The sequence below is a fragment of the Sunxiuqinia sp. A32 genome (assembly GCF_052690465.1).
The window spans coordinates 24,762-37,166 of sequence record NZ_JBQYLI010000019.1 but is presented as its reverse complement, the minus strand read 5'-3'; the positions used below and the strand labels follow the sequence as shown (position 1 = coordinate 37,166).

Here is a 12,405-nt window from a genome sequence, read left to right as displayed (position 1 = left end):
AAAAAATAGATTTTATGCATAATTTACATAAAATAATTAGCAGGAAGATATTCCTGCTTGCACTAATCATATTTTCAATTGGACTTGCCACTTCCCATGGACAAGAAATGGGAGTATCCAATCTGGGTGTTGTGCTTGACAGTTATGGAAATCCGGTTGCTAATGTTGAAATTCAAATTAACGGGAGTAGTGAGAAAGCTACTTCAAATCAATCAGGCCATTTTGAGCTCAATGCAAAACCTGGCGATGTGATTACTTTTACTCATCCTGATTTTTACATTGCTGAGAAAAAAGTGAAAACAACCATTGAAACGGATGAAGCGGTTGAGTTTTATTTAGTTGAAAAGTACTTAAAAGATCCTGAAGACCTGGATGTTCTTTATGGGAGTGTCAATAAGGATGAATATTTGGGAGCCGCGTCTACCATTTATACAGATCAACTTTCAAGTACGCTGTCCAATACACTTATCAGTTCATTTGCCGGCAGACTGGCAGGTTTGTATACCGAGCAATACGGTGGATTCAGAAGTCCGGCTACGACTGCTAATGCAACCCTGGATTTAGGTGGCTGGATTCCGGTTAGCGGAATTGGTGCACCTACAGATAATACCCAGTTTAATATCAATTCCAGAGGAATGGGGCCCGTTGTAATCGTTGATGGCATCCAGCGTGAGTTATTCTCTTTGGATCCTGAAAACATTGAATCTGTATCTATTCAGAAAGATGCATTGTCATCTGTATTGTTGGGTATGAGAAGTTCAAGGGGAGTTTTGTTAATCACCACCAAGAAACCTACAGATGAGAAGTTCAGACTTTCATTTACCGGGAGATATGGTGTTCAAAGTTCAATTAACACTCCGGATGCTTTACCGGCAGATCAATATGCGTATTTGTTAAATGAAGCATTGCAGAATGATGGTATGAATCCTGCGTACAGTTACGAGGATTATGAGGCCTTTAAAAATGGGACAAATCCTATTGTTAATCCAAGCAATGACTGGTATAAAACAGCCATGCGTGAAAGCGCTCCTATTACCTCTTATAATTTGAATATTTCAGGAGGAACCAAAAGAGCACGTTACTATGTGAGTTTGGGATACTTTAACCAGGAGTCATTATTCAGGACCTCTGATGAGAACACTTACAATACCAACCTGGAGTTGGATCGTTACCTGATTACTTCAAAACTGGATGTGGATGTAACAAATGAACTTCAGCTTGGAGTTACCATCATTGGCCGGATTGAAGAAGGAAACCAGCCGGGAGCCGGATATTCCAATATCCTGTCAAATATTTACGCTACACCGAACAGTGCTTATCCAATCACCAACCCTGATGGTTCGTATGGTGGAAATGTTTCATTTACAAACAACATTCTTTCACAGACAATCAATTCGGGTTATTACAGTGACAACACGCGTGATGCGATGGCCAATATTGATTTGAAATATGATTTGGGTAAATATTTGAAAGGCCTGACATTTAAAGCGATTACCAATATTTCAACTCAGAACCGTGGAGCAATCAACCGTTCAAAGAGTGCTTTGGTATATGGTTATGAAGTTTCTGAAGAAGATGGAAGTATTTCCTATGCTCCATTTGGAGGCTTATCACCACAAGCCAACAGTTTTTCAGCTGTTTCAAACTCAAGATACTGGTTTGGTCAAGTTTCTTTTGATTACCAGACACAAATTGGTAAGCATAAGATTGAAGGTACCTTACTTGCAGACAAGCAGGTTATTTCGTTAAACTATGATTTGCCAATGCGTCCTACCAATATTTCACTTCGTGGAAAATACAATTACGATCAGAAGTATTTTGTTGAAGCAGCTGTGAACCGTAGTTTTTATAACGGTTATAAGCCAGGTGAGCAGTGGGGAACTTTTTATGCAGTCGGACTGGGCTGGGATATCAAAAAGGAAAATTTCCTGGATGATGCAGAATGGTTGGACAAGCTAAAACTTAGGGCCGTATACGGTGAAACCGGAAACGGAATCGAAAATTCAGGATATTATATCTGGAGACAGTCATTCCGCCAAAGTCCTACTGATTATACTTATTCTCATGGATCAGGAAGAGGATTTAGCTATGCTACTATTGATAACGCCCCTTTGGCAAATATGAATATAACCTGGGAAAAAGCCCGGAAATTGAATATCGGTGCCGATATTTCCATGTTTAGCAATCATTTGACTATTACCGGTGATTATTACCGTGATAATTACTATGATCTGTTACAGATTCGTGGTAAAGATATAGCCTTGATGGGTTTTGCATATCCTCCTGAAAACATTGGAGAAAAACTGTTTAAGGGTGGTGAGCTTTCGGTAACCTATCAGAATAACATAGGTAATTTCAATTACTTCGTTACTGCAAACTGGGGACAAAATGCCACTGAAGTATTGTATATCGATGAACAATACAAGCAGGAGGAATACAACAAAGTAACAGGAAAACCTAATGGAGCATGGTTTGGACTGGTAGCTGACGGATTCTTTAACTCTGTTGAAGAAATTGAACAAAGTGCAGTAATCCAGGGATTCGATATTATTCCAGGTGACGTGAAATATAAAGACCTGAACAATGATGGAGTTATCAACCAGTATGATCATACAATGATCGCCTTTGATAAGCCTCTTTCATACTATGGCGTGACTTTAGGTTTTAACTTCCATGGTATTGATTTCAATGTTTTATTGCAGGGAGTATATAACCGTGATCTTTACTTAGGAGATGATATTCTGATGGCCGGCTTCCAGGGATTCGGACAAAGTTATGGTCAGGCATACACGCACATGATTGACCGTTGGACTCCTGAAACAATGGAAACCGCTAAGTTCCCAAGACTATCTGCAGGTGGTAATACCTATAATACAAATCCAAATTATTGGGCTACATCCCTGTGGGTGAAATCCGGTAATTATTTACGTGTAAAGGATATCAATCTCGCTTATACGCTTCCAGAGTCACTCACAAAACGTTTTATGGGTGGTGCACGAGTGAAGTTGTTTGTTAGCGGGCAAAATGTATTTACTCAGGCCGATTGTGATTTAGTTGATCCTGAAGTAACCAATTTCAGGAACTATCCTAATCAACGCGTATTGAGCAGTGGTATTAACATTAAGTTTTAGCATTAATCTTAAAAATAAGAAATAATGAGAAGAAATATATATATCCTTTTTATAGGAATAACTTTAGCGACCTTCTTTTCTTCCTGTCAAAAGGACTTTGAGGATGTGCCGCTGGAAGAGTTTACACTGGATTTTGTATTCTCAAGTACTGATTCATTGGGAACTCAGGCCAAGCAATACCTGAATTCGGTATATTCATTTATGCAAAATGGGCACAACCGGGTTGGTGGAGATTACCTGGATGCTGCAACCAATGATGCTGTATCATCTTCATTGACTGAAAATGATGTATACCGGTTGGCTACCGGGCAATATGATGCTGCCAGCCAGATCGGGTCTGATATGCGTTGGAGTACATACTACCAGGGAATCCGCACAGCAAATACGTTTATTACCAATATTGATGTTGTGCCTTTGATGGATACATTTAACGACGGACAGCCATTAAATCGTGCCTGGAAAAGTGAAGCCCGTTTTATTCGTGCACTTCACTACTTTGAGTTGGTAAAACGCTATGGTGGTGTCCCATTAATGGGGGACATGGTTCCTCAGCTAGGTGATGATCTGGAAATTTCAAGGAATACTTTTAAGGAGTGTATTGACTACATTGTTGGTGAAATGGATGCTATCAAGGATAGTTTAAGAACCATGCCTGTTAGTGATCCAACAACATTAAGCCATATTGTAACCCGCGAAGCTGCGATGGCTTTAAAAGCAAGGGTACTGCTTTATGCTGCAAGCCCACTTTTTAACGGAGGAAATATCGAAGCTGCAAACCCATTAACCGGGTATACAGATTTCAGTGCAGAGCGCTGGAAAGCGGCTGCAGATGCTGCAAAGTATTTTATTGATACGTATGACTACTTTGAGTTAATCCCAAATTTTGAGGACGTATTCTTGGTTGATGTGAACAAGGAGATTATCTTTTTCCGTCAGGGAGGAACCAACACAGGTCTCGAAAGAACCAATGGTCCTGTAGGATTTAACGGGGTTAATTTAGGAAATGGAAGGACCAGTCCTTCTCAGAACCTGGTTGATGCATTCCCAATGCTTGATGGTAAGGCAATTGATGATCCAACTTCAGCCTATAGTTATGACTTTTCGAATATGTATCAAAACCGTGATCCACGTTTGGAAAAAACGATTCTTCACAATGGATCAGACTGGTTGAACACTACCTTGGAAACTTACCTGGATGGTGCCAGTAACCCAACCGGAGCTACTCAAAAAACGAAAACAAGCTATTACATGCGCAAGTTCATGGGTAATTTCGAGAAAGCAACCAACTATTCTGATGTAAGCCATAACTGGATTTCATTCCGCTATGCAGAAGTTTTGCTGAACTATGCAGAAGCTCAAAATGAGTATGGAGGACCTTCTGACGATGTTTACCAGGTTATTAAAGATATACGTGCAAGAGCCGGTATTGAAGCAGGTGATGATGGCATGTATGGTTTAAATGCCGGTATGACCAAAGAAGAAATGAGAGAGGCTATTCACAATGAGCGCAGAATTGAAATGGCATTTGAAGAGCAACGTTTCTGGGATATCAGAAGATGGAAAGTTGCTGATGAGGTATTTGCTCAGCCGATAAACGGATTGATCGTGATCAATAGTGCCGGAGTTATGAATGCTAATCTTGTTCCTGTTCTTACGACTTCTTTCGCGGAAAGACAATACTTGTATCCGATTCCTTATTCAGAAGTGATTAAAAATGGAAACATGGTACAAAATCCAGGATGGGAGCAGTAAAGCTTATCATTTAATAATTGTCAAAATATTGAATATGAAAAAAATATTATTATTACTTATATGCATACAGTTCTTCGGCTTGTCCTTTGCTCAGCAAATAACACTGAAGGGGATTGTTTCGTCTTCGGATGGAGAGCTTCTTCCCGGGGTGAACGTATTTATTGACGGGACAACAAAGGGGACAATCACTGATTTTGATGGGAAATATCAATTAACCGTCAGTTCAGGCGATAAAGTAGTCTATTCGTTTATCGGCTTCAAAAAAGAGGAAGTTGTTATACGAAATCAGAAAATCATGGATGTTGTTCTTGCTCCGGATATTAACTCTCTGGATGAAGTGGTAGCGGTAGGTTACGGTCAAACAAAGCGTATCACCAATACCGGTTCTGTAAGTGCGATTCAGGCACGTGAACTGAGAACTATTCCAACCTCAAGTGTTCAAAATGCCTTGTATGGTAAAATGCCGGGTTTCTTTACCCAGCAACGTTCCGGTCAGCCAGGTAAAGACGCCTCTGACTTCTTTATTCGTGGTGCCAGTTCATTGAACGAAGCTGGTAACGAACCGCTGATTATTGTGGATGATGTGCAATACTCATTTGATCAGTTGTCACAAATTAATGTGAACGAGATTGAGAGTATTTCTATTCTGAAAGATGCTTCAACAACTGCAGTTTATGGTATTAAAGGTGCAAACGGTGTATTGGTTGTAAAAACGCGCCGTGGTAAAGAAGGAAAACCGCAGGTGAATCTTCGAATCGAAAGTGGTATTCAGATGCCAGTTCGTACTCCTAAGTTCCTGAACTCTTTTGAAACAGCTACTTTAGTAAACGAAGCCTATCAAAATGATGGTTTGCAACCCAGGTTTTCTCAACAGGATTTGGATTTATTCCAAAGTGGAGAAGATCCATATGGTCATCCTGATGTAAATTGGTATGACGAAATTTTCAAGAAGGTTGCCTTCCAGCAGAATGCAAACATTGACTTTAGTGGTGGTTCCGAGCGTTTGAAGTATTTCATCTCTGGTGGAGCTTTTTCTCAAAATGGTTTGGTAAAGGATTTCAACGATCCGTTTAACGAGATTAATAACAACTACTTTTACCGCAGATTTAACTATCGTACCAATTTGGACTTCGATGTAACCAAATCTCTAAACTTAAGGTTGGATATTACTTCCCGTTTTGGAAATATCAATCAACCCAGAAACATGAATGTGACTGGTGATATCTATAACTTTTCAAAGATACACCCATATTCAGCACCGGTTTTAAACCCTAACGGAACCTACACCTATGCGTATGACACGGATGCAAAAGATGCAACGATTAATGCTCGTTTGGCCAACGGTGGATATGAGCGGATTCGTCGTACGGATTCAAACATCTTATTTGGAGCAACTCAAAAGCTGGATTTTATTACCAAAGGATTATCAGCATCCGGTCGTGTTGCTTATTCAAGTATTGAAGAAAATAACCGTCAGTTGTTCCGGAATTCATTTCCAACGTATCACTATGATTCAGAGAATGATATCTACACAATTGACCCTCGCGGACAATATGCATACGGAAGTTATGCGGTAACCGGCAGCCAAAGTAAGTTCATCAAAGACTTGAATATCCAGGCTTATTTGAACTATGATACGCAAATCAATGAAGTGCATAACCTGAATCTGATGATGTTGTATAACCGTCAGAGCCGTACCGTGGATTTAGATGGGATGACCAATGCTGCAGTTCCTGAGAACTTCCAGGGATATACCGGTAAAATCAGTTATAACTTCAAGGAGAAATACATGATTGACTTTAACGCTGCCTATAACGGTACCGACCGTTTTGGAAAAGATAACCGTTATGGTTTCTTCCCTGCAGTTGGTTTAGGTTACAGTATTTCTGAGGAGAACTTCTTTAAAACCGTATTTAATAATGTGCAGTTGTTAAAAATCAGGGCATCGTATGGTTTGGTTGGTTCTGATGTAGCTTTTGGTAACCGCTACCTGTTCAAGCAGGTTTACGAAACCGGCGGTGGTTATGTGTTTGGTGAGTCAGGTTGGAGTCCAACATTTCCTGCAATTCATGAAGGAAGCCTTGGAAATGACAATGTAACCTGGGAGAAAAACAGAAAGTTTGATGTCGGTATTGATGGTAACTTATGGGATAAATTCTCTTTTACAATCGACTATTTCTATGATTATCGTTACGACCAGTTGGTAACCAAACAGGATGTTCCTGCGATGTTGGGTATTGGTATTTCTCCAAGTAATATTGCAGAAACTGAGAACCAGGGTTTTGACGGGCAGGTTGGCTACCAGACTAAAATTAGAGAGGTTCACTTTAATACAAACTTTGTATTCTCATTTGCAAAGAATAAGGTATTGTATAAAGCAGAAGCAGAGCAGGCATATCCATGGTTGCAGGAAACCGGCCTTCCAATCGGGCAACCTTTCGGATACACTTATTTAGGTTTCTACTCGGAGCAGGATATTGCTGCCAATAATGATGCAAATCCTGATAATGACATTGCATCTCCAATCAGTGATGTGCCAATCCAGGCAGGCGATTTGAAATATGCAGACTTGAATGAAGATGGAGTTATTGATAACTTTGACCGTGGTCCAATTGGTAAACCAAACCTTCCAAATACAACCTTAGGTTGGTCTTTGGGTGCTTACTATAAAGGTTTTACTGTCAACGTTTTGTTCCAGGGATCATTCAACTACAGCTTTAGTGTTGTTGGTACAGGTATCGAGCCTTTTAAGAGTCAGTTCCAGCCAATTCACCAGGATCGCTGGACACCTGAAACAGCTGAAACAGCCACCTTCCCAAGGTTGACAAGTAACCCAACCACTGTAAATAGCAGCTCGGCTTACATGTCTGATTTTTGGTTAGTTGATGCGTGGTACATGCGTTTGAAAACTGTTGATGTTGGATACCAGATTCCACAGCGGGCGTTGCCATTTAATATTAACAGTGCTCGTTTATACATGAATGCATATAACTTGTTTACATTAACCAGTTATAATAAGTATCAGCAAGATCCTGAAATTTCTACGAATACTGCGGGTGATGCTTATATGAACCAGCGAGTAATCAACCTAGGATTACAGCTTACTTTCTAAATTGAATGAAATAATTTAATTGCATTATAATACTGGGAGAGTCTTTTGCTACTGAGGCAGAAGCTTTCCCGGTTATTATATGTTTTTATTAAAGCAAAACCAGCCAAATGTGGTTTTAGCATTCTTCATTTGATTTTACCAGTCTTATAAATTGCCTTTTTAAAAAAACTTAATCATAGCAATAAGATGCATCGATTGCTAATTACTTCAATAGTAGTTTTTGTTAGGGCAAAAGTAAAAGGCTGAAAAACCAAATTAAATCTTAACTGATTCAAGATTTATTCGAGCGACTAAAAACCTATAAATGAAAAGAAAAGACATCATTTTTATTCTTATAATTCTATGTTCGTTGCCAGTTTTTGGAAAGGATAAAAGAAACTCATATTATATTACCAATCAAAAGCCCTTAGTTTCACAACCCTACACAGCTTTGCCATTGGGAGCAATCAAACCCCAGGGAATGCTTCTGGAAATGCTAAAGCTGCAGGCCAACGGATTAACAGGCCATTTAGACAGTATTTACAACGTCGTTTGTGGTGATAACAATGGTTGGCTTGGTGGAACAGGAGATGGCTGGGAGAGAGGTCCGTACTGGCTGGATGGATTGGTTCCATTAGCTTATTTATTAGACGATGAAGAACTAATTGCTAAAGCACAAAAATGGGTAGAGTGGAGTCTGAATAATCAACGTGAAGATGGCTATTTGGGTCCACTTCCGCTAGCTGATGGTTATGAAATAATTCCGGGAACACAACAAGGAATGCGTGAAGATTGGTGGCCAAAGATGGTGATGCTGAAAGTATTACAGCAGTACTATACAGCAACAAGCGATCAAAGAGTTGTTGATCTGATGACTGGATATTTTCAGTTTCAGTGGAAGATGATTAAGGAGAACAAAGCTGGATTTGATGAAGTATGTGCCAATCGCAGGGGAGGAGATAATCTGGCAGTAATTTATTGGTTGTTTAATATTACAGGTGATAAATTTTTGCTTGAATTAGCAGATGAAGCCTTCAATCAGATTTATGATTGGACAAGCGTATTTTCAGGAAACGATATTCGTCAATTAAGTCCATTGCCGGGTTTGCATTGTGTAAACGTGGCACAAGGCCTAAAAGAACCGGTTGTTTATTATCAGCAACACCCGGATCAGAAATATCTTAATTCTCTTAAAGCCGGATTGGCCTCACTAAAAGCCTGTCATGGTTTTGTAAATGGTATGTATGGAGGTGATGAAAAGTTGCATGGAAACGATCCCACCCAAGCTTCTGAGTTTTGTTCGGCAGTTGAAATGATGTACAGTTTTGAAAGTGTTTTGCCGATAACGGGGGATGTTTTTTATGCCGATTATCTCGAAAAATTGGCGTACAACGTTCTGCCAACACAGGCAACTGACGATTATTTGCGCAGGCAGTATTTTCAGCAAGTGAACCAAATAAAAGTAACTGACGAAAGCCGAAATTTCTTTGATGACCATAATGGGCGCCATGTATTTGGAACAACAGCAGGTTATCCTTGCTGCCTGACAAATATGCATCAGGGATGGCCTAAATTTATTCAAAATCTTTGGTATGCAACTGCTGATGATGGTGTTGCAGCATTAGTCTATGGACCTTCCAAGGTTTCAGTAAAGGTGGCGAATGGTGAAAAGGTTACAATCAACGAGATTACTGATTATCCGTTTAAAAATGATATAAAATTCGAGATAGAAACAAATACAAAAGTGAAGTTTCCCTTTCACTTGAGAATTCCCGAGTGGTGCCACAATTCAACAATCCTCCTAAATGGAAAAAGCTATTCCACTGAAATAGTTCGGAATATTGCCATTATTAATAGGGAATGGACTTCGGGAGATGTTGTTGAATTGAAACTTGATGCTGAGTTTAGATTCAGTTATTGGTTTGAAAATTCATTGGGAATAGAGCGTGGCCCGTTGGTGTATGCATTGAAAGTGGAGGAAGAATGGCGCGAAGTTACCAAGGATGGATATGATGATACATTTTGGGAAGTTCTGCCAAAATCACCATGGAATTATGCCATTTTAGAGAGTGAGATTAAAGAGAACAAATTGGAAGCCAATGTTTCCGAATCAATTGCAGTTAATCCATGGAACCTGAAAAACGCACCCATTCAGGTGAAGACGAAAGCACGAAGAATGCCTCAATGGACAGAGGAACGTAATTCTGCAGGAAAGATTCCTGTTCCATCATATCCTTCACAACCAGTTGAAGACTTTATTGAAAAGATTACATTAATCCCTTATGGATGTACCACATTACGCATTGCCCAATTTCCGGTAAGATAATCAGACATATTTAGTAATAGAACTATGAAAAAGAATTTTAAGACCATGAATTTTCAATTTGCTAGTAAACGATTTTTGATTGCTTGTTTTCTAATACTTTCCTCTTTCAATGTATTTAGTCAAAAAGCAGGGAATCCTGTAATAAACGGTTGGTATGCCGACCCCGAGGGAACCGTGTTTGATAACGAATATTGGATTTATCCAACTTATTCGGCACCTTATCATGAGCAGGTATTCATGGATGCATTTTCTTCACCCGATTTAGTTACGTGGGAAAAGCACGAACATATCATTGATACAACCGCGGTGGAATGGGCAAAATATGCCATGTGGGCTCCGGCAATCGTAAAAAAAGACAATAAATACTTCCTATTTTTTGCAGCGAATGATATTCAAAACAATGAGCAGCCCGGAGGTATTGGAGTTGGTATTGCCGATCAGCCAGAGGGGCCATTTAAAGATTACCTGGGCAAGCCTTTGTTGGACAAATTTCACAATGGTGCACAACCAATTGATCAGTTTGTTTTTCATGATAAGGATGGTCAATACTATATGATTTACGGTGGATGGAGGCATTGTAATATCGCAAAATTGAAAGAAAATTTTACAGGATTTGTACCCTATGAAGACGGCACCATTTTTAAGGAAATTACACCAGAGGGGTATGTTGAAGGACCTTTCATGTTTATTCGAAATGGCAAGTACTACTTCATGTGGTCAGAAGGTGCATGGGGTGGTTCTGATTACCGGGTTGCTTATGCGATTGCAGATTCTCCAATGGGACCATTTGAACGTTTAAATACCGTTTTAGAGCAGGATCCGAATATTGGGAAAGGAGCAGGGCATCATTCTGTAATTCAGGTGCCTGGCGAAGATGAATGGTACATGGTTTATCATCGTCGCCCATTGGACAGAACGGATGCTAATCATCGGGTAACATGCATTGAACGCATGTATTTTGATGAAGATGGATTCATCAAACCAGTGAAGTTGACTTTTGAGGGAGTTGAAAAAAGACTTTTATCCACCAGGAAAAAATAAAGCCAAACCTATCCAATAACCTAATCATGAATATAAAATTTAAAGGATTCGATTTCAAAAAGATTAAGCTAGGTGGCATCGGTATTTTGCCCCTGCTGGTAATGCTGACCTTTTCTACAAACCTGTTTGCCCAAAAATCAGGAAATCCTGTTTTAAAGGGGTGGTATGCAGATCCTGAAGTGGCAGTATTTGGTCAGCAATATTGGATCTATCCAACCTTGTCTGCTCCTCGTCCTCAGCAAGTTTACATGAATGCCTTTTCCTCGTCTGATCTGGTGAATTGGACCAAGCATAACCAGATCATCGACACGACCAGTTTTCAATGGGCCTGGAAAGCCATGTGGGCTCCGGCAGTTGTCAAAAAAGGGGAGCACTATTTTATTTTTTTTGCAGCCAATGATATTCAAAGTGAAGATAAAATAGGGGGAATTGGTATTGGAATTTCGGATAAACCGGAAGGCCCTTTTAAAGATTACCTGGGAAAGCCATTTCTAAATAAGATTGAAAATGGGGCGCAGCCTATCGATCAATTCATTTTTAAAGATGTAGATGGCCAGTATTACATGATTTATGGTGGTTGGGGGCATTGTAACATCGTGAAACTAAATGATGATTTCACGGAACTCGTTCCTTATGCAGACGGCACCATATTTAAGGAAATTACTCCGGAAGGTTATGTTGAAGGCTCGGTCATGTTTATCCGTAACGGTAAATACTATTTTATGTGGTCGGAAGGCATTTGGTCCACACCTGACTATCACGTTGCATATGCTATTTCTGATAATCCACTGGGTCCATTCAAAAGGATTGGAACTATTTTGGAAACCGATCCGAAAATAGCGAATGGCGCAGGCCATCATTCAATTTTGAATATTCCCGAAACAGACGAATGGTATATTGTCTATCACCGTCGTCCGATGAGTGAGTCTGCATCGACTTCCAGAATGACATGTATTGATAAAATGGAATTCGATAAGGACGGCTATATCAAACCAATAAAAATGACTTTTGACGGGGTGGAAGCAAGGCCATTTCCCGTTAATCAAAAATAACTTGAATGAATT

Annotated in this window: 6 protein-coding genes; all 6 read left to right on the top strand. The window is 39.7% G+C overall.

Annotated elements, in window-relative coordinates; genetic code table 11:
- Positions 1-14: 14 nt before the first annotated feature.
- A complete protein-coding gene (locus tag ACUNWD_RS17025) occupies positions 15-3,131 on the top strand; it encodes a SusC/RagA family TonB-linked outer membrane protein (RefSeq protein WP_445589050.1) in 3,117 nt (1,038 codons plus the stop codon).
- Positions 3,132-3,155: 24 nt separating this feature from the next.
- Positions 3,156-4,883, top strand: coding sequence for a RagB/SusD family nutrient uptake outer membrane protein (locus ACUNWD_RS17020; protein WP_445589049.1), 1,728 nt, complete (start codon positions 3,156-3,158; stop codon positions 4,881-4,883).
- Positions 4,884-4,917: 34 nt separating this feature from the next.
- Positions 4,918-7,995 carry a SusC/RagA family TonB-linked outer membrane protein gene (locus ACUNWD_RS17015; RefSeq protein ID WP_445589048.1) on the top strand — a complete coding sequence of 1,026 codons (3,078 nt, stop codon included), beginning with the start codon at positions 4,918-4,920 and terminating at the stop codon, positions 7,993-7,995.
- A gap of 304 nt (positions 7,996-8,299) precedes the next feature.
- A complete protein-coding gene (locus ACUNWD_RS17010) occupies positions 8,300-10,300 on the top strand; it encodes a beta-L-arabinofuranosidase domain-containing protein (protein ID WP_445589047.1) in 2,001 nt (666 codons plus the stop codon).
- A 24-nt stretch (positions 10,301-10,324) separates the two neighbouring features.
- Entirely contained in the window at positions 10,325-11,341 is a 1,017-nt protein-coding gene (locus tag ACUNWD_RS17005; RefSeq protein ID WP_445589046.1) for a glycoside hydrolase family 43 protein, read from the top strand.
- Positions 11,342-11,367: 26 nt separating this feature from the next.
- A complete protein-coding gene (locus ACUNWD_RS17000) occupies positions 11,368-12,393 on the top strand; it encodes a glycoside hydrolase family 43 protein (RefSeq protein WP_445589045.1) in 1,026 nt (341 codons plus the stop codon).
- Positions 12,394-12,405 lie beyond the last annotated feature (12 nt).

What these genes read in the sequence shown, in the direction of transcription:
- ACUNWD_RS17000 (WP_445589045.1), top strand. Translation starts at nt 11,368, where the DNA reads ATGAATATAAAATTTAAAGGATTCGATTTCAAAAAGATTAAGCTAGGT.
- ACUNWD_RS17010 (WP_445589047.1), top strand. Translation starts at nt 8,300, where the DNA reads ATGAAAAGAAAAGACATCATTTTTATTCTTATAATTCTATGTTCGTTG.
- ACUNWD_RS17005 (WP_445589046.1), top strand. Translation starts at nt 10,325, where the DNA reads ATGAAAAAGAATTTTAAGACCATGAATTTTCAATTTGCTAGTAAACGA.
- ACUNWD_RS17025 (WP_445589050.1), top strand. Translation starts at nt 15, where the DNA reads ATGCATAATTTACATAAAATAATTAGCAGGAAGATATTCCTGCTTGCA.
- ACUNWD_RS17020 (WP_445589049.1), top strand. Translation starts at nt 3,156, where the DNA reads ATGAGAAGAAATATATATATCCTTTTTATAGGAATAACTTTAGCGACC.
- ACUNWD_RS17015 (WP_445589048.1), top strand. Translation starts at nt 4,918, where the DNA reads ATGAAAAAAATATTATTATTACTTATATGCATACAGTTCTTCGGCTTG.